Source organism: Treponema parvum, assembly GCF_017893965.1.
Lineage (GTDB): Bacteria > Spirochaetota > Spirochaetia > Treponematales > Treponemataceae > Treponema_D > Treponema_D parvum.
Map to the genome: position 1 here is coordinate 772,212 of NZ_CP054142.1, position 24,031 is coordinate 796,242.

A 24,031-nucleotide genomic window follows, 5' to 3' on the forward strand; every position below is an offset into this window, starting at 1 on the left:
GCCGCTGTCAGTGAATTTTACGGACAGCGGCACGACAAAAAGCCGCCTGAAGACGGCTGCCTGTCGTCTTTTTCCCGACGTTTTGACCCATTAATTTTTTTTCACAGGCCTTAATTTTCTTCAACCGAAGTTTTAAACTTACCCACCTCGACCACAAGGTTATCGATGCTGTCTTTATTCTTTGTCGCAATTTCAAGAGATTCCTGCGTTACGGAATTTATCAAGTCCAGCTGTTCTTGGATGGAATCCATCGTTTCCCTTAGAATTTTTGTGAGGCCGTCAAGGTGTGTAGTCTCTTGGCTGATCTGTTCGCTGTTTGAAAGCATCTCATCGGAATCGTGTTTTACTTCATCGGTTATGCTGTTGACGTCTTTTATCATCTTCCATATGTTTTTGCCGTTCTCTTCCTGTGTTTCCATAGCTTTAACGACAATTTCTATGGAATTATTGACTTCCTCGGAATATCCTGAAATAAAGTTGAATTTTTCAACCGCATTTGCCGCCGAGCCGGCGAGCATTTCTATTTCGCCCGTAAGTTTTTTCAGAGTTTCGGTTATGGTTTTGCCTTGAGAACTTGAAACTTCCGCGAGCTTTCTGATTTCGGAGGCGACGACGGCAAATCCCTTTCCCGCTTCTCCGGCGTGAGCGGCTTCGATCGCGGCGTTCATTGACAAAAGGTTTGTCTGGTTTGCGATATTCTCAATTACGGCGCTCGCTTCGATCAATCCTCCGGACGCTTCAGAAATTCTTTGAGAAATATCGTTTGCCTTAATAAGAGTTTCTCTTCCGTTATTTGTAGCGTCGGAGAGGTTCCTTATGGCGACCTGCGTCTGCTTTACGTTGGATCCAACGCTGGTCATACTCTGCGTCATGTTGTCAAAAGAACTTGCGGATTCCATTACGAGCGATAGTTGCTGGCTTACGCTTGCGTCCAGCTGTCTTACGATCTTGATTATCTGTTCGATCGCGGACGCAGTTTCGGTAATACTTTTTTCTTGTGCGCTGAAGTGTCCGCGGAGATCTTCTATGCTATTCGTTATAGTCTTTATGAATTCCGTTACGGACATCATGTTGCTTTCAAGGTCGGAACCAACGGCTTTCATTCCGCTGGAATTTTCTCCTACTTTTTTGATCGAGTTTCGCAGTTTAAAAATAGTTTGGTTAAAATATGAAGACAAGAGTCCCGTTTCGTCGCTTCCCGTTACGGGCAAACTTATGGTGAGATCTCCTTCTCCTTGTGAAATATTGCGCAGAGCTTCAATTGCACGATTGAGCGGTTTTGCAATATGCCTTGCGACTATATAACCTATGATGAAGGCAATTAAAAGCAGTATTACTGTAACAAATATGAATGTTTTAACAAGAGTTTTTATGTTTTCTGCGACAAACTCCGAAACGGGAGCCGTTACCAACAGAGTCCAATTTGAATAGCGCATAGGAGATGTCGCGGATACGTATCGTATATTGTCAATTTTTGAAATGCTGACGTTGGACTTTTTAGAGCTTAACGCTTTCTTTAAAAATGATTGAAATTCCGCGCTTTCATTTTCGTATACGTCCGTAAATATGTTTTTATACAATATTTCAGGCTGGCGGTTTCCGAGTATCGTGCCTTCCGGACTTATAAGATACGCGGTTCCCGTTTCTCCGACTATTATGTCGCTTATGAGATTTGAAAGAGAATCCCCCAAAAGAGTTGCGCTTATGACGCCGGTAATTTTTCCCTGCAGATCCCGCATCGGAATGGCAACCGTGGAGACGTAAGATCTCTCTGTGGCGGACAATGCGGGTTCGGTGATCACGTACTTTCCTTTTATCGCTTGGGAAAACCATGCCGTCGACGCGGCGTTTTCGGTTTTACTGTTAGTGTGGAATATGATTCCGTTTTTGCCGCCTATGCCGAAAGTCAACCATCCCCGTTGGCGTTGCATCTGAATTTCGTTTTTAAATAATTCAATCTTATTTCTGTAGGAAATCGTTTCGTCCTGAATATCGGGTATATTTGCAAAAGCTTCCAGCTTTCCGAAAATAGCCTTTGAACGTTCGTCCAAAATTTTTGATGAACTGAAAGTCAATTCATTTAAAAAATATTTAGTGTTGTTCATCAGCGAAAACGATGCAAGCGAAATGGATACCACGCATGTTATTGCCAATATTGAAATTGAAAATATTGCAAACGCCGCTATTATTTTATTTTTAATGGAAAAAATCTTACTTTTCGTTATGTCCTGAGAAATTTGTTTCATAAAATATCCTATTTTTTAAGGGAATTATCCGCGTTTCTTACAAAAACATTCAAAACATTTTGAATGTTTTGCCCTGCGGCGGCGTCTTTAAGAGCTGTGTTCCAAAATTTTCGCATTTCCGGAAAACCTGTAACGGTATTATAGTACTGACCGAAAAATTTTTGCAGAACGGAATTGTACAATATTTCATCATTGTCGGTCTTTATTTCTATTTTGGACGAAGCGGGAAAACTTCCCGTCGCTGCAACCAGTTTTTCGGCCCAAACCTCGTCGGTAGCTGCAAATTTTAAGAAATTTTTTGCCGCTTTTATTCTATTCGGATCCTTGTTTTTAAAAATGCAGGCTCCTCCCGCCAGAAATTCGAGAGACGGAGCACCCGAATCGTTAGGGAAGGGCATGTAGATCGGAGTAAAATCTTTTCCTTTGTATTTGCGTTTACCGTCGTACATTTTGTTCAACTGCGGAGAATAAAGGATTGTATGGGCGGCGTTAGCTTCCACAAACATCGCTATGGCGTCGTTGGAAGTAAGGTCTTTACCGTCGAGTAAAAGTCCTTTTTTCATTGCATTTACAGTCCATGTAAGATTTTTTACCGCCTGAGGGGTATTGAATGTGTATCTAGAATAGTCGGCGTTTAAAAGAGTTACGTCTCCGTATAGGTTTACCAAAAACGCCCTTGTCCCTTGATCTCCGCCCTGTGTTTTATAAAAGAAAACTCCCGGTGTCTTGCCCTTAGGCAATTTTGTCTTAAGCGCGGTTAAGAGTTTTTCGTATTCGGCGACGGTCCATTGCCTGTCTCGGCGTTTATACGGTAAAAGATCTATGAGGCCTAAGTCTTCAAGCATTTCTTTATTGAAGGCCATTGCGAAGGGACCCTCGTGCATCGGATACATGTAGGTGCGCCTGTCTTTACCGGCGGATACGGCGAGCAAACCTGTCGTGATATACGGTTTTTCGGTTGCAAGAACGTCGTCGAGAGGCGCCAGCAATCCCTTGTTCGCCCATTCGATTATGCGCCCCGGAGCGTCGTATACTATATCTGGAGCCTTTCCCGCGGCGATGGCTTCTTCAATTTTAGCCGCTCCGTCGGCAAAGCTTACCAGATTGAAATTTATTTTAACGGACGGATTTTGCTTTTCAAAAGCCGCTATAAGGCTTTTTTCAAAGTCTCCCGCCGTTCCCGTTTCCGAAGAGAAGTTGGGAAACGTCCAAAAATCGATTTGGACGGAGGCGGAATCTGACTTTTTGTTTATACAGCCCGCCAATACCGGCAATAACAAAAAAAACAATACTTTTGTAAGTAAAAGCCTTGAAAAACCTTTTTTCATAGGAACCTCTGTAAAATCAGTATTTAGCGACTTTATAAAATATTATGTTATGTAGAAATTTGTACTCAAATCAATAATGTACTATTATTTAGTATATAACAAAAGCGGGGCTTGTGTCAATATTTTTGACAGACTTGACATTTTGGAAATTATCGCTTTTTGCATATTTTCGATTTTCGGACGCGTGCGGATTTTTGGCTTGTGCAGCGGGTAAAATTCAGGTGTACATCGACTTTAACAGATCAATTCCTGACTTTGTCTTAAAAATCCGTTCTCTGAATTTATGAATATTCTCGGAAGAATAACTTTTTTCATCGGCGTTTACAAGGTAGTCGGCTTCAATGAGTATCTGATAGTCGTAACCGTCGATATTTGTGAGAGTATGGTGATGACCTATGAGGTATATTATCCTTTTGTTTTCGTCGTCCGGCAAACCGCAGTCTTTAAGAAAATCCTCCGCGAGGATCATGCCTTCGGCTTCCTGCGCCTTTCCGTCGGTGTTGCCGTATTTTTTTCGGCAAAGAGGGCAGGCTATGTCATGCAGTATCGCGGCGATTTCAAGGATGCGCTGTGTTCTTTCATCCAAAACTTCCAACTTACCTATTGTTCTTGCATATGTCCAAACTTTTATAAAGTGATTTATGTCATGCCGGTTTTTGCCGGAATAGGCAATCATTTTTTTCATGATTTCAGCTATTTGCATTTTATTTCCTCCTCTCATTAAAGATATACTAGCATATTATGAAATTTGTCATGAACGATTCCGAAAAGTAATTTAGAGGAAATCTTTATCCCATTGCCGGCTCAAAAAACTTGCGGTTTTTAGAGATTTCTTAAAATTGCACAAGAGAGAAAATTTCAATTTTCGAAAATTACGCATTCGTGCGCTATTTTCACACGCTTTTAGCGCTGTCTTTTATAAAACTTTTACATCGGGATTCGCTTCTCCGAATTTTTCTCGAAGCATCGAACAGATTTCCGCTCTGTCTCTTCCCTGTTTTTCCATCTGTTTTATGGCCTTGTATGCGGCAAATAGGGTTGACGGTCCTATTTCGGAGCTGAAAAATCCTATTCCCTGATTCCATGCAAGAAGTTCAAACACATCGTCAAAGGCGGCGGAGTCCAGTCCGTACGCGTACGCTTTTACAAGTTCTCTGGTAGCCTGTCTCATCCTTCCTGCGCCTACCGCGTTTGTCAATGATAATAACAGCCGTGTTTCATACGGAAGATACCTTTTGCCGTCATTCCACGTAAGCTCCCAAAAATTCACGGCTATTTGTCCCAGATCTTCATCTATGAGAGGAAAATTGGTCAAAGCGGCAGGCCTCATCGGGATATGCCCTGTTTCGTTTTTTGCTTCAACGCGATAAAAATAAGCGTGGTATTCGTTTTCTCCCGCTTTTTCGGTGTGATTTTCAAATCCAAGCCCTTTCATAACCTCGTAAAGAGGAATCGGGTCGAAACTCTGCACAATTTCAAGTCCCTGTCCAACGTTTAAATCTTCGGCCTGTTTTTTTAATCCGGGGAAAAAATTTCCTGCTACGCCGCGAACATCGATTTTTTTGAATCCGGAGATCTTATTGCTCCAATCCGTATATGCCATAAAATACTTCCTTAATTAGCTTATATTTGTTATGAGGCGGACTAAGATTTCCGATTTACTCTTGCGTTATCGCAAAATCGAAACGATAGGCGCTCTTAACTTCGGCATAGCTTATCACGGAAAAAGGCACGTTGGCAACGGCCATGCAATGTCATGACAATATTATGAAACGACGGGGCCGAAAAACCGTTAATCAGTAAAAAAATAGATTGTTAAAAAGTATTACATATTGTATGCTAAGTAAATGGAAAATGAGAGCACGATACGGCGCCTTTTTGAATGGGATTATGAAAAAGAACAGTGTAATATAAAAATGCACAAAATCTCGTTTGAAACCGCAAAGCTCGTTTTTATATGGTAGCAACCGTATCGAATTATTTGATATAACCATAGCGGTACGGAAGATCGCCTTATCACGATAGGGAAAGTTGAAAAAGTTTTGTTTGTTGTTTATACCGAGCGAGGAACAGCGCAAGCTCCGAAAAAAACAAGTAATAGCGATCCGCCTTTCTCCCGAAACTGCCGAAAAAGTTAAAGCGCTTGGTAAAGGCTACAGTTCCGTTTTGAGCCGTATCATTGACGAAGCTTTTAAAACTCCCGAATTTTTGCGTAAGTGCTTATAAAATCCTTTCGGTCAAATAGACGCGCCCGTTTTGCAGAATTGACTTTTTATTCGCGCAGGGGGAGCGATACGCTGGCCCGCTTGAATTTTCGCTGGGAATCTGCGGCGAAGTATGCAGAATTGACTTTTTATTGACTTTCTAAAACGCCGCAAAAAGTCTGTGTTTGACAAGTTTGTATATAGCAAGGAATTAACAGTCGGGCAACGCGGATTTGAACCGCGGACCTCTAAGTCCCGAACCTAGCGCGCTACCAACTGCGCTATTGCCCGAAAAAAATACCCATTCATGGCGAATGGGTATATGCGCGAGTGACGGGGCTCGAACCCGTGATCTCCGGCGTGACAGGCCAGCGCGATAACCAGCTTCGCTACACCCGCATGATGTACGTAAATATATAAAAAACTTTAATTTATGTCAACATATCCTGAAAAATTTGAAAAATTATTGACATTGATATTTATTGACTGCCATAATAGCGCAGGTCATAAAATTAATTGTTGAGGATAAAAATTTGAACCTTCCCGATAGAAAAATTGAAATTTTGGATTCTACGTTGCGCGACGGCGCTCAGGGCGAAGGAATCAGTTTTTCAGTTCAAGATAAAATTCACATAGTTAAAGCGCTTGATGAAATCGGCATAGCGTTTATAGAAGCCGGAAACCCCGGTTCAAATCCCAAAGATATGGAATTTTTTCAGGCGGCAAAAAAGCTTAAATTAAAAAACGCCCGCCTTTGCGCCTTCGGTTCTACAAGGCGCAGGGACGTTTCAAGCGCTGAAGATTTGAACGTTCAGAGCCTTCTCGCCGCAGAAACGGAAGACGTAGTCATATTCGGTAAGTCATGGAAATTTCAAGTTACTGAAATTTTACGTGCTACACCCGAAGAAAATATCAAGATGATTTATGAAACGATCGCTTTTTTAAAAGAAAGCGGCAGAAATGTAATCTATGACGCCGAACATTTTTTTACCGGTTACGAGGACGACAAAGATTATGCGATGCTGACTTTGCAGGCTGCCGTTGACGGAGGCGCTTCCGTACTAACTCTTTGCGAAACGAAAGGCGGCTGTATGCTTTCCCGCTGCAGTGAAATTTCAAAGGTCGTATGTGAAAAATTCGGCGCTAAGGTAAAGATCGGCATACACACTCACGACGATTCCGGTCTTGCAGTGGCGAATTCCCTTATAGCTGTGGAGAACGGGGTAAGGCACGTTCAGGGAACTTTTTTAGGTTTCGGGGAGCGTACGGGTAACGCAAATCTTGCCGTTATCATAGCCAATCTTCAGCTTAAGATGGGTTATGAGTGCATTCCTCCTGAAAACATCGCGCTCCTTACGCCGATTGCAAAGCGGATCGCTGAAATTTCAAATATAATGATAAATCCCGGCGTTCCCTACGTAGGTTCAAGCGCTTTTTCGCATAAGGCCGGCATGCACATCGATGCGGTGTTAAAAAATCCTACGGCTTATGAGCACATCGCTCCTGAAACTGTAGGAAATTCCAGAGTGTTTTTGATGAGCGAAGTCGCCGGACGCAGCATGATAATCGAAAAGATAAAAAAATTCGATCCTACGATCACAAAGTCTTCCCCTGTCGTTGCGGACATAATTAAAAAAGTTAAGGATCTTGAACTCGAAGGTTATCAGTTTGAAGGAGCCGACGGAAGTTTTGAACTTCTTGTTCGTAAGACTATCGGAAAATATCAGCCGTTTTTTAAATTGCATTACTATCAGACTAACGGCGTAAATCCCAGACCGGAAGACGGAGTTTGCGCTTGCGCTCAAATCAAGCTTGAAGTTGAAGGGCAGATTGAAGTTACCGCCGGTGACGGCGACGGTCCTGTAAACGCCCTTGACATAGCTTTGCGTAAGGCTTTGTGCCGTTTTTATCCTGCGGTTGAAACGATAAGATTAATCGATTATAAGGTACGCGTCTTAGACGGAAGATCCGCAACAGCGTCCCGCGTACGCGTATTGATCGAAAGCTCCGACAGTGTGGAAACTTGGACTACCGTAGGCGTTTCCTGCGATATTATGGAAGCGTCATGGATAGCCCTTGTCGATTCTTTTGAATATAAATTGATAAAAGATGTGGAACAGCGTTATAAAAAGCTGCTTTAGGGAGCCGAAAGCCGAAAAAATCGCTAAAGGCGAGTTTCCCCGGATGCCCTGTAGTGAGAATTCAGGATTTTTAATAAAATGTATAAAATGAGGTTTTAAATGAACAAGACGATAGCATTGATCCCTGGAGACGGAATAGGCCCCGACGTTGTGGCCGAGGCCGTTAATGTTTTAAACGAAGTCGCAAAGAAATTCGGACATTCCTTTTCTTATAAAGATATTGTTGCAGGCGGTTGTTCTATAGACAAATTAGGCAAGCCTCTTACCGACGAGCAGCTTGAAGCCGTAAAGTCTTCGGACGCGGCGTTGCTCGGAGCCGTAGGCGGCCCGAAATGGGACAATCTTCCTTCGGAACTTCGCCCTGAAAAAGCTCTGCTCGGCCTTCGCGGCGGATTAAAGGTCTATGCGAACCTTCGCCCCGCTGTTATGTTCAGGCAATTAAAAGACGCATGTCCTTTAAAGGATGAAGTTGCGGGCGACGGGCTTGATATTCTTATCGTGAGGGAACTTACCGGCGGAATTTATTTCGGCGACAGGGGAACTTCTTCCGACGGAAAAACCGCTTGGGATACTGAAAAATACACATGGCCTGAAATAGAGCGCATAGTCCGCATAGGTTTTGAATCGGCTCAAAAACGAAAAAAACGCCTTTGCGTAGTGGACAAGGCTAATATTTTAAATTCCAGCCAGCTTTGGAGACGCGTTACGGAAGCCGTAAAAGGCGATTATCCCGATGTGGAACTTTCATACTTGTACATAGATAATGCGGCCATGCAGTTGGTGCGTAATCCGAGGCAGTTTGACGTAATTGCTACAAGCAATATGTTCGGCGACATTTTAAGCGATGAAGCGAGCCAGATAACAGGATCGATAGGTATGCTTGCGTCGGCTTCTCTTGGCGACGGTTCCGGTCCGGGATTGTATGAACCGATCCATGGAAGCGCTCCCGATATCGCAGGTAAAGACCTTGCAAATCCTCTTGCGACGATTTTATCTGCCGCCATGCTGTTGCGCTACGATTTTAAGCTTGAAAAAGAAGCGGCGGCCGTTGAAGCTGCCGTAGATAAGGTTCTTGAAGACGGTTGGCGTACGGCCGATATTGCCGGTGCAAAGATCGAAGAACTTAAAGCTAAAGGAAAAATTGTCGGAACAAAGAAAATGGGACAGCTTGTGATTTCCGCCCTGAAGGCTGCGGTTTAAACCGTATTCGGTGCCGCCGTCCGTAATATGCTCTATTATTTGCTTGACAGCAAAATTATAACAAATTAACATTCAGATATGAACAATAAAAAAAGAATTGTCACCTTTGGTGAAGTATTACTGCGTTTTAATCCTACAGGATATGAACGGCTTTTACAGGCTTCCAATTGGAAGGCCTCTTACAGCGGAGCTGAAGCAAACGTCGCCGTTTCTTTGGCAAATTTCGATCAGGAAGTTTTTTTGGTTACAAAAGTGCCTTCTCACGATATAGGTCAATGCGCGGTCAACTGGCTTAGGCATTACGGCGTTCATATGTCAAAGTGCGCGCGCGGCGGAGACAGGCTTGGAATTTATTTTATTGAAAAGGGCGCAAGCCAGCGTCCGTCCAAGGTAATTTATGACCGCAAGGATTCCGCTTTTTCGCTGTCGAAGCCTGAAGATTACGATTGGAATGAAATTCTGTCGAATGCCGGATGGTTTCATTTTACGGGGATAACTCCCGCCGTCGGCGGATCTTTACCCGAGATATGCCTTGAAGCGTGCAAGACGGCTAAAAAATTAGGGCTGACGATTTCCTGTGATCTTAATTTCCGCCGAAAACTGTGGTCGGCCGAACAGGCGCAAAAAACAATGCTCTTATTATTGCCGTATGTGGACGTTTTTATTTCCAATATGTCCGACGTCTGTGAAATTTTCGGTATTTTGCCCGAAACTTGCGATATTGAAACCGCGATTTTAAACAGAGAAGGTCCGACGAGCGTTTCACGCCAGCTTGTCGAAAAATTCGGTTTCGGTAAAGTCGCCCTGACGCTTCGTAAAAGCATTTCCGCCGATATAAACGATTGGGGCGGAATGATCTACGACGGCGAAAAGAAAGAAGGAACTTTTTCTCCCAGATATTCGATAACGATGATCGACCGTGTCGGAGGAGGAGACGCCTTTAGCGCGGGAATAATATATTCGCTTATAACGGGAATGCCGGTGCAGGAAGGAATAGATTTTGCGGTTGCGTCTTCGTGCCTTAAGCATACCATTGAAAACGATTTTAATCTTGCGAGTGTGGACGAGGTGAAGTCTTTGTCCGCAGGAAATTCAAGCGGACGCGTTCAAAGGTGAGTTTGTTAAAAGACGCTGCTGAATAAGCGCGGCGCTTTTAACTTCGAGTTTCGGGTAAAGCCGAAATGCCGCAAATTAACGGTTTTGCCAGGAACCGGAATCGAACCGGCACGACAGGTTTAATGTCGAGGGATTTTAAGTCCCTTGTGTCTACCATTTCCACCATCCTGGCAACGCTTTCAGATAATATACAAAAAAGCATTTATGTTCAAGCGGGCGTCTTACGGCGTGTCCCGCGCCTGTCCGCCGTATCCGGAAAAAGGCACGCAATTTTATCGCCTCTATTTTATTGAACCCGGCATTTCAAGCGCCGCGTTTTTTGCCCCGCATTCCGCACCGGTTTCAAGCGACTTTTTAATATCCTTTGTTTTAATATACGTGTATAAAAAACCTGCGGAAAAAGCGTCTCCGCAGCCTATTGTATTTACGGCTTTCGTCTTAATCGTTTTTTGCATATAAAGATTGCCGTTTTCTCCGGCAACGGTAGATTTTGTTCCGCGGGTAACGACGATTATGTTTTTAAGTCTTTTACTTTCACCGCACACGGCTCTTGCAAGTTCGCTTTCATCTTTGCCGGCCGGCGGCAGCTTAAATGTTCCGTAGAATTCGTCTTCGTTTATTTTTATTATGTGCGGAGTGCAAACTTCAAGCGTTTTTTCAAGATCTTTGCCCCAAAAATCCGCCATGACAAGCCTTCCTTTGTCCGCCGCAAGTTTACAGATTTCAGCGTTTAAATTTTCAGGCCAAATTGCAGGGCGGCTTCCCGCAATGAGCAGAGCCTCCGTTTTTTCAAGGCTTTTATCGATCATGGCCGTAAGCTCTTTTATGCTGTTTGACATATCCGTAAAAAGCGGAGGTTCGCTTACGACTAATTCCGTAACGCTTGAATTTTTTTTATTCAAAAGAGTCCAGCATTCGCGCGTAAAACCAGGAACAAAAACGCTTTTAATAGGAAAAATTTCTCGGGCGGCGAGCGCCAAAAATCTTTGTGCGTTTTCTTTTCCTACGGGACATATCGCTTCGCAAAAGCCGCTTTCAAGCTGGTCCAATACGCGCGCGGAATTTACGGCTTTGCCGGACGCATGGACGACATATCGTTGCGAGCGATTGACTTTTTTTAGCTTCAGGTTTTCGAATGTAATCGTCTTTTGTATCGTAGAACTCAAGCAAACCGCAGTTACTTTCATAGTATCAAACCTTATGCGAGCGAATATAGATCAGGGAAACCGGCCAAAAGCTGAAATTTTTGGACAGACCCCTTTTAAAATAACTTTTTAAGCACGTTTCCCGCCGCTTCTTTGGCCTTTTCTTTTGCAGCGTCGCCTGCCTGCTTTTTGATCTGAGCGGATATTTCCTCTTGCTTTTTTGAAAGCTGCTGATTTATCGCGTTCATTGCATTTTCCTGATTATTCATAAGGCTTTCAATTTCAAAATATTTGTCGAGAGCGCTCAGAGCTCCGCCGGTCTTTTGCGAGAGCAAATTTGTCATTTCTTTTTGTACCTGAGACTTTATCGAAGAAAGTTCGGACGAAAAAAGCTCCTGCATCGCATTTAAAAGTTTTTTGTCCGCATCGGTCGCCAAATTTATGTCTACGCCTCCGTCTGCGGAGTATTCGGCTTTTAAATTTATTTTTAATGTCTTTATCGAAGCAAGCGCCTTTTTATAAATATTGTATGCCGATTCAGGTTCGAAAGGCTGTGAGCCGAGCGAAAGATTTGCAAGATCTATTACGCCTTCCGCAAAGACGCTTCCGTCGTCGTCGGCCGTTGTTTTTATGTTTATCCGTGATGTTCCTGAAAAAGCGATTACGTCCGTGTTTACAGCTACAGGATAACCGGAACCCGAATAATCGGCTTGGATAAGAGGCTCTTTTGTCTGCGTACGTCCGTCGACGACGCCCGAAAGTTTATGAGTCTGTTTGGCAAGGGAAAGCGTTCCGTCAAAGACCGCCGGAGCTCCTCTTAAATCCGGATCGCTTGAAATTTCCTTTACTTGGGCTTTAAAGTTTTTTCCGGAAGCTGCAGCTTTTTCTATCAAAAATTTCGGGACGCTATCTTTTTTATAATATATGTCCGTTCCCGGCATTCTTTTTTCAGTTTTTACCTTTTTTTTCGCTTTTCCTGCAGCGCCCGCTTTAGACCGGCTTTTTAAACGGAGCGCGGCGTCGATTCCTTTTTGAACATAGGTATAATACTTACCGAAAATATCGTAAGCTATGGCCGTCATAGAGTCCGAAAGCAACGACTTGGCTTTGTCCAAAGAAAAGGAAGTTATTTTATCGACCTCCTTTTGTATAAGAACCTTATCGTTTTTTATTGCGTCTTGAAGAGAGGATGAAAGTCGTTTTACGGTATTGGAGTCCGCCTTTATGTCTGATGCGGCTTCCTGCGTCGTCTGTTTGAGTCTTTTGGCATTTTCAATTGCAGATTGCGTGGTTTTAAGGGCTGCGGCTAATTCCGCCGCGTTTGAGATTTTGCTCCAGTCCGTGCCGGTTATGGTTTGTACATCCGCTTTTAGTTTTTCAACGTCGGAGCGTATCTGCTCGGGTCTGTCCTTCCATTTTACTGTCAGAGCTTCGGTTTCGGTTTTTATGCTTTCGGCGAGGGCGGGGGACTTAAGGTTATTTTCAAGCCCTGCGATTATGGCCTTAGGATTATAGTCGGCAAAGATCGATTTTATGCTCTCTTTTACAGCTTCCATCTTAGCGGCGGATTTTTCTCCCGATTGTTTTGAAACTTTTTTTTCTTTGGCTGTTGCGGTTTTTAAAGGAAGCTCGCCTGACGTTTTTCGATCCGTTCCGAATAAGATATCCATAGCGGAAATGTCTTCCGCGTCGAATTTCCCGCGAAGAAGCTGCGTAAGATTAAAATCAACCTTTATGCTGCCGACTTCGAATATGTTCTTCATCGGCTCGTTCTTGTTCGCTTGTGCAAGCCCCGTTACGGTAAGCGAAGACTGAAAGATTTTTACGTCGACGCTTTGTATGTCGGTTTTCGCACCGAAGACTTGCTGCATACCGGCCGTAATGGCGCGCTTGACTATTACGTTTTTGAATATCGTTACGGTTAAACAAATTGCGACGCACGCGATCACTATCGCCGCAAACGGAACGGGATTTATACCTCCCTTTTGTTTTTTGACTTCTTTTGCTATAAGTTTTAATCTTTTAAAATCTGCGGCAGAAATGAGCGTTTCAGGCGGAATTCGAACGATTCCTTTTTGATCTTTAAAAAAAGAAGCGAGAAATTTTTTGTCGTCGTCAATGTATATTTTATCGAACAATTTTTTCTCGATCGTTTTTTGCGTATACGCCTTTTTTAACAGCGCAGGAAGTTTTTTTGCGCTCAAGGATTTTGTCGGTTTTTTTTGCACCGGGGTTTTATCGGCCGTCTTTTTTTTGCCGTCTTTTTCAGTTATGTTCTTTTTGGGAGCTTTTTTGTCAGCCATATCAGTTGATCTCCGTAACAAGCGATTTGATCTTTCCTATGAGGGGAATTTTGTAAAATGCCTTCATAACAGGATTTTGTTTTATCTTTGGGGTGATTACCTTGCGCCAAAATACTATGAACAGCCGTCCGAGTATAAACATCGGAACGTATGCGACGATTCCCAAAACCAAAGAGCCCATTACGATCGTATTGTTAAAGCGCGTAAAGCCTACAAAGGGAATGTCGAGCAGAGTTGCAAACAGTCCTTCGAGCGGCGCAAATTTTAAAACCGCATAGCCTATTGAATTCAGTAAGGGATCAAAGACCGGAGCGGCGAATGAAAACAGGAGCAGTATAAGAAAATATGCGCCTTTGTTTATACGAAGCAGTAAAAAAAAGATAAAAAGCAAATACCACAAAAGGTTGTTTTTTGGCATAAGACCGAGCAAAAATCCTATGCCGAACGCATGAGCTATCTCATTAGGATTTGTATTTGCATTTAAGGCTTTAAAAAGCTTTATTATATAGCGAATCACTGTTGATCCTCCCCTGATGTTCCTTAAAAAACGGCATACGAGGAAATTTCAATTTCCGAGAATGGCGTTTTCGTGCGCATCTTGCGCACAGCTTTGTTTGAATACGGGCAAATGCGCATTATGCATTTTTGCAATTAGTCCGCTCGATTATAATCTATTCTTTTAAAAGATTAAAGATATTTTAAAAACCTCTTACGATAACAACACTCGCAGCTACGCGCGACAACGGGCGCAGAGCCGCTCTGGCGCTTGGCAAACGAGCTTTCTGAAAAAAGCGAGCGCAGTCCGATATCTATTTATCCAGTCCTTGTTCCGCGACAAGGACGTCCCCTGCGGCAATTCTGGTGCTTCCTTTAGGAATTATAAGCCGGCCGCCTCTTTTTATGAGCACTATAAAAGCTTTTTTCGGAGCGATTTCGGCTAATGTCTTTTCAACCCATTCATGATCCTTCCCGACGGGAATTTCCATAAGACCTTCGTCATTTTCTTTGTCATGGACATTTTTGTTAAATACTTTTGCCGCCAAAACTAATGTGTCGCCGCTTTTTATGATCGTTGCGCCTCGCGGAATAAGACGTTCTTTATCTCTTAATATGAGAACCAAAAGGGTTTCGGGTGGCAAAACAAGCGATTTTATCTCTTTTCCGTTCCACGGATGGTCTTCCGGCTGTTTTACTTGAATAAAGCGTACGGGAATTTCATCGGGATAGTCGTTGAACGTATAAAGAACGTTCGTATTGTTATCTATCATCTTAAGTTTTTTCGACGCGAGCGGCAAAAGGCTTCCCTGTATCGTAATTGAAAACAAAACTATAAAGAACACTATGTGAAACAGATCGTGTTGCAGTATACCGGGAGAATTTGCATTTATTGAATTTAACGCCATAACGGCAAATACGATGGAGGCCGCTCCCCGAAGTCCTGCCCATGAGATAAGCATTTGCTGACGAAGCGGATACCTTGATGGCGTTAAAAGAAAGAAGACTGCGAGCGGGCGCGAAACAAAGGTTAAAAAAAGAGCGACCGCCATTGCGACCGTCACTACTCCGGCAATTCTGGACGGAAAGGCAAGAAGACCCAGCAAAAAGAAAACAAGCATCTGCATGAGCCCCGTTATTCCATCAAAAAAATGAACCAGTGACTTTTTGTTCGGTATGTTGCTGTTGCCTAAAAACAAGCCCGCTATATAGGCCGAAAGATAGCCGTTGCCTCCTATGAGCGACGGCAGTGAATAAGACAAAACAGCCAGTCCTATGACGAACGCCGCGTCAAAACCGGCGTCCGCAAATTTAAATTTTTTTAAGGTAACGGCGGCCGATTTTCCGGCTATAAGTCCGAATGCGGCGCCGTATACAAGCTGCGATACGATTAAATACACAAGGGAAGGAACGCTCATTCCCTTCTCTCCGCCTGAAACTCCCAAAAACGACAAAGCTATGATCGTAAGCATGTATGAAAGCGGGTCGTTGCTTCCGCTTTCCGCTTCGAGCAATGAGGCTGTATTGTATCTTAAGTTCAGTTTTTTTGAGCGGAGAATGTAAAACACGGAAGCCGCGTCCGTCGAGCTTATAACCGCTCCCAAGAGAAAACTTTCGTTGAAAGAAAAACGGAGAACGAAATGGCAAAAAAGAGCCGTAAAAACGGCGGTCAAAACTACGCCTACCGTAGCCAACAAAAACGACTGAACGGCGACCGGTTTCGCTGCGCTCCATTTTGTTCCGAATCCTCCGTAAAACATGATAAAAATAAGAGCTGCGGTGCATAATTTTTCGGAAGCGGCGAAATCGTTGAACGGGATTTTAAAAATTCCGTCGGAACCGAACACCATTCCCAAAATAATAAATGCTAAAAGCATGGGAACGCCGAGTTTTGAAGAAATTTTATTAAGCAAAACGCACAAAAAAATTACTGCGGCGGTTATCAGAAGAAAAAGCGGCATAACGGCTCCTAATCGGCGATTTTTTATATTTCGGCATTGTGTCGACGTCTTTGCATTTAAATATTTTACATAGGCTGCGCCCACAATTTGAAAGAGTATACAGAAGATAAATTTTTTTTTCAATGTTGCAAAATGTTGTCTATCGACACTGCAAATATTGTCTTACATGCCGCGAATGCCGCGCAAAGAACGTGTTTTCGTAAAAAACAATGATTTTTTTTTTGCTTTGCCGTATACTGAGCGGGGTAAAACAGTTTGAGCGGGAACAAACAAAATTGAAACTTTTGGCCGAGTGTAATTTTAAGGAGCGCATTTATGAATGTATTATTGTTAAACGGAAGTCCGCACTGTGAAGGGAACACTTCGATCGCCTTACAAGAGATGGAAAAAATTTTTTTAGAACAAGACATTGAAACAAAAACGCTTCAAATAGGAAATAAGGACATACGCGGCTGTGTGGCCTGTTATTCTTGCAGCAAGACAGGAAAATGTGTTTTTGAAGATGACGTAAACGAAACCGCTTTACATTTCGAAAGAGCCGACGGTCTTGTTGTAGCAAGTCCCGTTTACTACGCGGCTCCAAACGCTACGCTTACGGCGTTTCTTGACAGGCTGTTTTACAGCACCCGCTTTAACAAGACGATGAAGGTTGGAGCGAGCGTAGTCGTCGCCAGAAGGGCGGGAACGTCTTCAGCTTTTGACAGTCTTAACAAATATTTTACCATATCGGGAATGCCGGTAGCTTCAAGCCAGTACTGGAACAATGTTTTCGGAAGAATGCCCGGAGAAGCCTCTCAGGACGAAGAAGGATTACAGACGGTGCGCGTCCTTGCCAGAAATATGTCCTTCCTTATAAAAAGCATTGCGCTGGGAAAAGAAAAATTCGGTTTGCTCGCAAAAGAAAAATGGAAAAGGACGAATTTTATACGTTAAGACGATATAAGGGGAAATACGTTTTGCCTTTGTGCGCACATACGGGCATTCGCGCCGCCTGTATGTCGCCGGCTATTTAAAGTTTTTATGGGAGTAAGCCATGTTTGCTATTAGCCGTAGAAGTTCACTTTACGGAGAAATAATCGTGCCGGGATCGAAGAGCCACACTATACGGGCTGTACTTTTGGCTGCGATGGCTGACGGACGATCTCGAATCAAAAATCCTTTGACGGGAAGCGACGGCAAAAGCGCGCTTTCTGCGGCAAGGGCTTTCGGGGCGAGGGTCGAAGAAGACGACGGCGTGTGGACGGTTTACGGCACGGGCGGAAATCTTAAAGTTCCCGACGATGTGATTGACTCGGGGAATTCCGGCACTACAATGCTTTTTACAATGGGAATGGCGGCTCTTTGCGAAGGATACACGGTAATAACCGGCGACGATCAGATACGCCGCCGGCCGGTATCACACCTCGTGTCTGCCTTAAACGAAATAGGCGCAAACGCTTTTTTAACGCGTCCGGGGCTGGAAGCCCCGCCTGTAATCGTGAAAGGCAGGATAAAAGGCGGAACGGCGCATTTTTCTGGATTCAATTCTCAAGCAGTTTCGGCAATTCTTATGGCTTCCGCACTGGGAGAGGGCAGGGTCGATATTGAAATTAAAAATCCTCTTGAAAAACCGTACTTACAGATGACTATAGACTGGATGCGCCGGTACGGGGTGGAGCTTTCTTTAAATTCCAAAGATTATACGAGACTTTCCGTCGAAGGGAATCAGTCTTATACCGCATGCGATTCTGTCATTCCCAGCGACTGGTCGGGCGTAGCGTTCCCCCTTGTCGCTGCGGTATGTACGCCTTCGCAATTGACTGTCTCCGGCGTAGATTTTGACGACGCACAAGGCGATAAGATAATTGCCGATCATCTTATAGCTATGGGAGCCGACATAACTAAAGATTCGGACGGAGGTCGTCTTATAATAAAAGGCGGAAAACCTCTCAAAGGCGGGCTTACGATAAATTTAGATGACACCCCCGATTCTTTTCCGGCGTTTTCCGTTGCGGCGTGTTATGCGGAAGATCCCGTAACTTTTACGGGACTTTCGCACGTGCGCATAAAGGAAACGGATAGGGTGGCGGTAATGGAAAAAGAACTTACGAAGCTGGGCGCTAAGATAGAAACGACCGCGGACACAATGAAGGTCTATGGCGGCAGAGCGCTTACAGGCACGGAAGTTGAAAGTTACGGAGACCATCGCATTGCCATGGCGCTCATGGTTGCAGGACTTTTTGCCGACGGCAGTATGAAAGTAAAAGATGCACAGTGCGCCTCCGTTTCGTTCCCCACCTTCTTTGAATCGATGAACAGGGTCGGCGCCGGTATCGAACTTACGGAATAAGGGATGCAGCTTTTCTGTAAAGTTTAAAATTTCAGCCTTATTTAAGGCGCATATACTACAAGACGCGCATTGAATGCACGGCGTCCCAGTCAAGTTCTATGCCGAGACCTTCTTTTTCAGGAACGTAAAACGCCATTTTCGGGTCTGCCTGAAACGGAGATTTAACTATGGCCGATCGCAGCGCATTAGCATTCTCTTCCGATTCTATCATATCGGTGTTAGCTAAACAGGAAGCAAGGTGCAGACTTGAAGCAAAATGTACAGCCGAACCGAATGAATGCAGAGAGAACTTTTTTCCGGCTTTTTTTGCAAGTTCCGCGATCTTAAGACAGCCCGTAAAACCTCCAGCCCAGCCGATGTCGGCTTGGACGATGTCTACGCAGCCGCCGTCTATGAGGTTTTTAAAAACCGCATCTCCCTGTGCGGTTTCAAATCCCGCGATTTGCATTCTTCCTTTCATGGCGGCACGCAATTCCTTAAGGCCGTCTTCGTCTTCAAAGCGGATGGGCTCTTCAAACCACGCTACGCCTTGTTCTATTAATGAAGGAAGAATCTGCATTGCGCCTTGGGCGGAAAAAGAAGCGTTTGAATCCACCATTAAGATTCTCTCATTTCCCAATACGGACCGGACGGCCGCAATCCGCTCTATATCTTTTTCGACGCTCTCGCCCCAGCAGGAAGACGGAAGATATTTAAGAGGACTGTCGCTCCTTGAAGGATTTCGTCCTATTTTTATTTTTACGGCGGAATATCCCTTTTTTAAATATGCTTCGGCTTCTTTTTCGAGAGCAGCTTTGTCTTTACCTTCGGCGTAGAAGCCTCCGCTTGCGTATGAAGGAATTTTATCCAAATGTAAGCATGAGGTTTCCTTGCAGAGCAGTTTTCCTACAGGCAAGCCTTCCGCTTTTGCCGCAATGTCCCATAGGGCAATGTCAATGCCGCTGATCAACGCCTTTACTATTCCCGCCCGACCGAAGGCCATGGAATTCCAGCAAAGAAGTTCGTAGTTTTCTTTTGCACTGCAGGGATTTTTCCCTATAAGGAGAGAAACAAACTGATCTTCCAGTATTTTTTTAGCCCCTTGCAGCGAGCAGCCGTACAAAAACGCTTCGCCTATTCCCCAAAGGCCTTTGTCGGTATTTATTTTAATGAGCAGAGCCTTACGAAGCCTGTTTACTCCTACGGCGTCCGCGATCGGAATTTTGCATTCGTGCGCGAGCGGTATCGTTTCAACGGCTGAAATTTTCATAAAAGTCTCCTCTGATTCCTATGTCCTATTTAAACGCTCATCCCAAGGAAAGAAGGGAACCAAAGGCTTATCTGAGGAATAAACGTAACGAGCAGCAACGCCGCAAGCAAGGCTGTCAGCCACGGAAGCAGAGCCTTGCTGAACTGCCCTATTGATATTCGTCCTATCTTGCTTACCACAAACAGCACGAGTCCGAAAGGCGGCGTTAAAAGTCCTATCATAAGATTAAGAACTATGATAACGCCGAATTGAGTTAGGCTTATTCCGTATTGATTTAAAAGCGGCAAGAGCAGCGGCACTACTATGGTTATGGCCGAAGCGGTTTCCAAAAAGCATCCTATAATAAGAAGGAAAATGTTTATGACTAAGAGCAAAACGTATTTGTTGTTTATCGTTCCCGTCATTGCCGTTAATATCATTTGCGGAATTTTCGCCCTTGTAGCTACATAGCCGAAAAAGGTTGCCCCTGCGATTATCATTGCGATAGTAACCGAGTCTCGGACGGTATCCCTGAGGATATTTAAAAAATGCTTCCATGTGAGTTCATGGTAAAGCAAAAGGTCAAGAGCGATGCTGTACGCTACGACTACGGCCGCGCTTTCCGTGGGGGTAAAAACTCCGCCGTAAATACCTACGAGCAGAATCACCGGCGCCATCATCGGAGGAAGCCCTTCTTTAAATGCAACGAAGAATTCTTTTACGGAGGGGAATTTTGTACGGGGATATTTTCGCTTTATCGAATATACTGCGACAACTCCCATCATTATGAGTGCCATTATTATTCCGGGGAAAATTCCTGCCATAAACAAGGCTCCGACAGATGCTCCCGAAACCGTAGCGTAGATAACCATAGGAATGCTTGGAGGAATTATGGGACCCAGTGTTGAAGAAGCGGCGGTAACGCAGCAGCTGAATTCATTGTCAAAGCCGTTATCGTTCATGGCCTGAATTTCGATTGTCCCGAGTCCGGAAGCGTCCGAAACGGCCGTGCCGGACATACCGGCAAATACAAGGCTTGTCAGTACGTTTACATGTCCCAATCCGCCGGGAAGCCAGCCTACCATTTTCATGCAGAAGGCAAAAAGCCTTTTTGTGATTCCGCCCGTGTTCATTATCTTTGCGGCAAGCAAAAACAGCGGAATCGCAAGCAATGTAAAAGAATCCACTCCCGTGTACAAGTACTGGGCGAGAATTCCCCATTTCATTCCTCTCGTAACCGCCATAAGAACGCAGCCGGCTAAGGTCATGCTTATGTATATTGGAACCTTGCAAAGAAATAAGAGCAGCATGCTCACAAGAATGAGGGTGATAACAAGATTCATTTTTTTTCTCCCAGTTCGGATTCTATAGCTTGTGCGAGCGAGCTCTGTTCCGAATTTCTTTCAAGCTCCATTTCTTTCATGTTTATCAAAGTTATTTCAGACTTTCCTTTTAAAATCAGTATCAGCTGCACGGTAGAGACGAAGAATAAAAAAAAGAGCGACAGATAGACAAGACCGTAGATCCAGTTCATCATTATCCATGAAATAGATACGGCGGTCGTTTTTGTGTTCGCCTTCATCATTGTTTGTAGACCGATGATCCCGAATACGGAAAAAACGTCAATGAGAACAGCGTCAAGAACTCCGAAAATTCTTTTTCCCGTGTTCGAAAAACGGCGCACTACCATGTCTACTGCAATGTGAATCCCTTCGGCGAGGGCAAGGGGAGAACCCATAAACGCCATTACGCAAAAGCAGATACGCGCCAGTTCTTCCGTAAAGCTTTGGCTTATGACAAAAATTCTGCAAATTATCTGGAAAAGCATGCATGCAAGTATGATTATCAGCAAAGCTATGCAGATCCATTCCAAAATCCTTAGATAAAGGGAATAAATCTTATTCATTAAATTCATAACTTTCCCTTTAATTACTTTGCGTAGCTCATCACTTCATCATATGTGGTGACTGTCCAAACCTTTGCAAATTTATCTTTGTAATAGGCCGTCATAGCGTTTCGGAACGCGTCTTTGTCTACTTGCACGGATTTCATGCCGCCTTTTATACATTCGTTTTTGTAATTTTCACGGTTTTTTTCGGCGAGACTGTCCGCATACTTCATGGATTCGGCGGCGCAATCCTTCAGGACTTTTTTCTGAGCGTCGCTCATAGACTTAAACAGGTCGCGGTTTATAAAAAGACCTACAAATTCAAATACGTGATCCGTATCCGCAATGTATTTTTGAACTTCATAAAGTTTAAGCGTTTTCATCTGCTCATAACCGCCTTCGCATGCTTCGGCTACGTTTGTCTGCAACGCGGTGTACAGTTCGCTCATAGCTACTGTCGTAGTGGTAACTTTTAAATTTCCCCATGCGTCAACGTACACTTTCATACCGGGAAGTCTCAGCTTCATACCGGTAACGTCGGACGGAGTTTTAACTTGCCTGTTGGAAGCCAGTACGCGGATATCTCTTTTGTGCCAGGCAAGAGTTGTGATTCCGTTTTCTTCGTATCTCGCTTTAAGTTTGTCGCCTATTCCGCTGTTTAATAAGGCCATGGAATGGTTCCAGTCTTTTATTAAAAACGGGCAGTCAAGGAATGTGTATTCCGGCGCGTATAAGTCAAGACCTTCAAGGCCCGTTACGGCCATATCCAAGTCGCCGCTGGCTACGGACGTATAGTTGTCTTTAGGATTACCCAGTGTTCCGTCCGTAAACAGATTGATATTGACGGAACCGCCGGATTTTTCTTTTACGTCGGCGACGAATTTTACCAGAGCCTTGCCCGCCGGCCCTTCTGCCGCATAAGATGTGGCAAGGTCAATGTCGAATTTCTTATCGGCCTGACCGGCTCCCGTTTCTTGAGCTCCGCCGGCAAAAGCAAGAGATCCCGCTGAAGTAAGAGCAAAAACAAATACGGCAATTTTTTTTAACATTTCTATCCTCCTAAAATTAGACCTAATTTTTAGATCTAATTTCATGATATACCATTTTTCCGGGTTGTCAATCTTTTTTTTTCGGCTTTCTGTCTTACCGTTCCGAAGAATCTCGCCGGCAGCGGCTCTTTCTCTCTTTTACACTTTCGTTCGCACTTTTGCCGCTTTTTTATCCCCAGCGCCAGCGCAGTATTCAGCTTTCAATTTTTAACTTTACAGGCGGCGATTGTACGTATATAATATATTATTCGTATTTTTACAGGTCACGCTTTTGCAGCCTGAATTTTGCTTTTTTTGGAGGAAGTTGTTATGAAGAAAACTCTGTTTGCGGTATTGGCGCTTACACTGGCAATTGGCACGGCCTTTGCTAAGGGCGGCGAAGAAAAGGTAAAGAAGACCAGCGGTTTTAAAATTGCTGAATCTACTTGTTTTCTTACTCCCACGTGGCAAAAGCTTACTCTGCAGTGGGCGGAGAAACAGTTTGCCAAGTATAAGGGCGACGGTACCGTTGCCGGCGAGTATCGCGTAGTTGATGCTGCGGGCGACACAAATCAGCAGATCAACGACATTCGTAACCTTGTCAAACAGGGCTATGACGCTATTATTCTGATCGCTAACGACGCCGAGGCTTTAAACGATGTCATCGAAGAAGCAGAAGAGCAGGGCGTTCGTATAATAAATATCGACTCTTTGGTTACAAGCAAGGACGTAACCAGTAAAATCGGCACCGACGGGCTGGACTTCGGAGCGACCGTAGCCCAGTGGGTTGTAAATCAGATAGGCGGCAAGGGAAACGTCATCGTTTGTAACGGGCCTCAGGGAGTTTCCGTTTCGGAAGACAGACGAAAAGGCGCTCTTAACGTATTGGCCAAATACCCCGGAATCAAGATCGTAGCCGAAACCTATTCCGACTACAATGAAGGCCCGGCGATAGATGCGATTCGCCCGGTTCTGGATGCAAACCCCAATATCGACGGTATAATAACACTCGGCGGCTCTCAGGGCTCTGCAGCTCTCAAGACTCTTCAGGCTATGGGGCGTAAACTTGTTCCGATCGGATCCGAGAACTACGGCGCCTATCTTAAGAACTGGCAAAAACTTCGCAAGCAGGGTTTTTCGTCGATGTGCGTAGGTCAGCCTAACTGGCTCGGTGCGCTCGGCGTAGAGCAGGCCGTGCGGGCTCTCAAGGGACAGAAGATTAAAAAGGAAGTAATTCTTCCCATTTCTTCTACGGTCATTGACGACGCAATGATCGAAAAACTCGATCTGTCCGGTCTTGCCGATGACGGTTATTTATTTACGATAACCGACGAGCAGATCAACGAACTGTTAAAGTAACAGCGGAAAAGCCGCACCGCAAGGGGCGGCTTTTTCTATGGATTCTGTCCAAAAGCTTCA

General features: G+C 44.3%; 19 protein-coding genes and 3 tRNA genes. 7 read left to right on the top strand and 15 right to left on the bottom strand.

Annotated elements, in window-relative coordinates; translation table 11 throughout:
- Positions 1 to 110: 110 nt before the first annotated feature.
- The 4 genes from HRQ91_RS03450 to HRQ91_RS03465 all read right to left on the bottom strand — a co-directional run bounded on the left by HRQ91_RS03450 (position 111) and on the right by HRQ91_RS03465 (position 5,177).
- Positions 111 to 2,246: a methyl-accepting chemotaxis protein gene (locus tag HRQ91_RS03450; RefSeq protein ID WP_210120277.1), complete on the bottom strand. Its 2,136-nt coding sequence runs from the start codon at positions 2,244 to 2,246 to the stop codon at positions 111 to 113.
- Between the two features lie 8 nt (positions 2,247 to 2,254).
- A complete protein-coding gene (locus HRQ91_RS03455; RefSeq protein ID WP_210120278.1) occupies positions 2,255 to 3,574 on the bottom strand; it encodes an ABC transporter substrate-binding protein in 1,320 nt (439 codons plus the stop codon).
- Between the two features lie 217 nt (positions 3,575 to 3,791).
- Complete coding sequence (locus HRQ91_RS03460; RefSeq protein ID WP_246473269.1) at positions 3,792 to 4,277, bottom strand: HD domain-containing protein; 486 nt, start codon at positions 4,275 to 4,277, stop codon at positions 3,792 to 3,794.
- Positions 4,278 to 4,490: 213 nt separating this feature from the next.
- Entirely contained in the window at positions 4,491 to 5,177 is a 687-nt protein-coding gene (locus tag HRQ91_RS03465) for a DUF2249 domain-containing protein (RefSeq protein ID WP_210120280.1), read from the bottom strand.
- A gap of 446 nt (positions 5,178 to 5,623) precedes the next feature.
- On the opposite strand from HRQ91_RS03465, the gene HRQ91_RS11740 reads away from it, so the two are divergent.
- Positions 5,624 to 5,800: a BrnA antitoxin family protein gene (locus HRQ91_RS11740; protein WP_246473302.1), complete on the top strand. Its 177-nt coding sequence runs from the start codon at positions 5,624 to 5,626 to the stop codon at positions 5,798 to 5,800.
- A 196-nt stretch (positions 5,801 to 5,996) separates the two neighbouring features.
- On the opposite strand, the gene HRQ91_RS03475 is transcribed toward HRQ91_RS11740, so the two are convergent.
- Together HRQ91_RS03475 and HRQ91_RS03480 are read right to left on the bottom strand one after the other, a co-directional pair.
- Positions 5,997 to 6,069 (bottom strand) — tRNA-Pro (locus tag HRQ91_RS03475).
- Positions 6,070 to 6,103: 34 nt separating this feature from the next.
- Positions 6,104 to 6,177: transfer RNA gene (locus tag HRQ91_RS03480), tRNA-Asp, on the bottom strand.
- 164 nt (positions 6,178 to 6,341) lie between these two features.
- Here HRQ91_RS03480 and cimA point away from each other — a divergent pair.
- The 3 genes from cimA to HRQ91_RS03495 all read left to right on the top strand — a co-directional run bounded on the left by cimA (position 6,342) and on the right by HRQ91_RS03495 (position 10,235).
- The gene (gene cimA, locus HRQ91_RS03485) at positions 6,342 to 7,919 is read left to right on the top strand and encodes a citramalate synthase (protein WP_420832846.1); all 1,578 of its coding nucleotides are present in this window, start codon (positions 6,342 to 6,344) and stop codon (positions 7,917 to 7,919) included.
- Positions 7,920 to 8,018: 99 nt separating this feature from the next.
- The gene (leuB, locus tag HRQ91_RS03490; protein ID WP_210120282.1) at positions 8,019 to 9,119 is read left to right on the top strand and encodes a 3-isopropylmalate dehydrogenase; all 1,101 of its coding nucleotides are present in this window, start codon (positions 8,019 to 8,021) and stop codon (positions 9,117 to 9,119) included.
- Positions 9,120 to 9,197: 78 nt separating this feature from the next.
- Complete coding sequence (locus tag HRQ91_RS03495; protein ID WP_210120283.1) at positions 9,198 to 10,235, top strand: sugar kinase; 1,038 nt, start codon at positions 9,198 to 9,200, stop codon at positions 10,233 to 10,235.
- A gap of 85 nt (positions 10,236 to 10,320) precedes the next feature.
- Here the strand turns inward: HRQ91_RS03495 and HRQ91_RS03500 are convergent.
- The 5 genes from HRQ91_RS03500 to HRQ91_RS03520 form a co-directional block, all read right to left on the bottom strand.
- A tRNA-Leu gene (locus tag HRQ91_RS03500) sits at positions 10,321 to 10,407 on the bottom strand.
- 109 nt (positions 10,408 to 10,516) lie between these two features.
- Positions 10,517 to 11,422 (bottom strand): PfkB family carbohydrate kinase, encoded by a 906-nt coding sequence (locus tag HRQ91_RS03505; RefSeq protein ID WP_210120284.1) that lies wholly within the window; start codon positions 11,420 to 11,422, stop codon positions 10,517 to 10,519.
- A gap of 74 nt (positions 11,423 to 11,496) precedes the next feature.
- Positions 11,497 to 13,683: a TIGR03545 family protein gene (locus tag HRQ91_RS03510; RefSeq protein WP_210120285.1), complete on the bottom strand. Its 2,187-nt coding sequence runs from the start codon at positions 13,681 to 13,683 to the stop codon at positions 11,497 to 11,499.
- A gap of 1 nt (position 13,684) precedes the next feature.
- Positions 13,685 to 14,200 (bottom strand): TIGR03546 family protein, encoded by a 516-nt coding sequence (locus tag HRQ91_RS03515; RefSeq protein WP_210120286.1) that lies wholly within the window; start codon positions 14,198 to 14,200, stop codon positions 13,685 to 13,687.
- A gap of 292 nt (positions 14,201 to 14,492) precedes the next feature.
- Positions 14,493 to 16,139 (bottom strand): potassium/proton antiporter, encoded by a 1,647-nt coding sequence (locus tag HRQ91_RS03520; protein WP_210120287.1) that lies wholly within the window; start codon positions 16,137 to 16,139, stop codon positions 14,493 to 14,495.
- A gap of 315 nt (positions 16,140 to 16,454) precedes the next feature.
- On the opposite strand from HRQ91_RS03520, the gene HRQ91_RS03525 reads away from it, so the two are divergent.
- Together HRQ91_RS03525 and aroA are read left to right on the top strand one after the other, a co-directional pair.
- Complete coding sequence (locus HRQ91_RS03525; RefSeq protein WP_210120288.1) at positions 16,455 to 17,072, top strand: flavodoxin family protein; 618 nt, start codon at positions 16,455 to 16,457, stop codon at positions 17,070 to 17,072.
- Positions 17,073 to 17,172: 100 nt separating this feature from the next.
- Complete coding sequence (gene aroA / locus HRQ91_RS03530) at positions 17,173 to 18,468, top strand: 3-phosphoshikimate 1-carboxyvinyltransferase (RefSeq protein WP_210120289.1); 1,296 nt, start codon at positions 17,173 to 17,175, stop codon at positions 18,466 to 18,468.
- Between the two features lie 55 nt (positions 18,469 to 18,523).
- Here aroA and HRQ91_RS03535 read toward each other — a convergent pair whose 3' ends face one another.
- Genes HRQ91_RS03535 through HRQ91_RS03550 form a run of 4 tightly spaced genes read right to left on the bottom strand, consistent with a single transcriptional unit; the run spans position 18,524 to position 22,633 of the window.
- The gene (locus HRQ91_RS03535) at positions 18,524 to 19,717 is read right to left on the bottom strand and encodes a mandelate racemase/muconate lactonizing enzyme family protein (protein ID WP_210120290.1); all 1,194 of its coding nucleotides are present in this window, start codon (positions 19,715 to 19,717) and stop codon (positions 18,524 to 18,526) included.
- A 29-nt stretch (positions 19,718 to 19,746) separates the two neighbouring features.
- On the bottom strand, positions 19,747 to 21,039 hold the full coding sequence (locus HRQ91_RS03540) for a TRAP transporter large permease (RefSeq protein WP_210120291.1): 1,293 nt from the start codon (positions 21,037 to 21,039) through the stop codon (positions 19,747 to 19,749).
- Complete coding sequence (locus HRQ91_RS03545; protein WP_210120292.1) at positions 21,036 to 21,611, bottom strand: TRAP transporter small permease; 576 nt, start codon at positions 21,609 to 21,611, stop codon at positions 21,036 to 21,038. The genes HRQ91_RS03540 and HRQ91_RS03545 overlap by 4 nt, the downstream gene beginning before the upstream one ends.
- A 14-nt stretch (positions 21,612 to 21,625) precedes the next feature.
- Positions 21,626 to 22,633, bottom strand: coding sequence for a TRAP transporter substrate-binding protein (locus HRQ91_RS03550; protein WP_210120293.1), 1,008 nt, complete (start codon positions 22,631 to 22,633; stop codon positions 21,626 to 21,628).
- Between the two features lie 309 nt (positions 22,634 to 22,942).
- Here HRQ91_RS03550 and HRQ91_RS03555 point away from each other — a divergent pair, with 309 nt between their 5' ends.
- Positions 22,943 to 23,971: a substrate-binding domain-containing protein gene (locus HRQ91_RS03555; protein ID WP_210120294.1), complete on the top strand. Its 1,029-nt coding sequence runs from the start codon at positions 22,943 to 22,945 to the stop codon at positions 23,969 to 23,971.
- Positions 23,972 to 24,031: the final 60 nt, after the last annotated feature.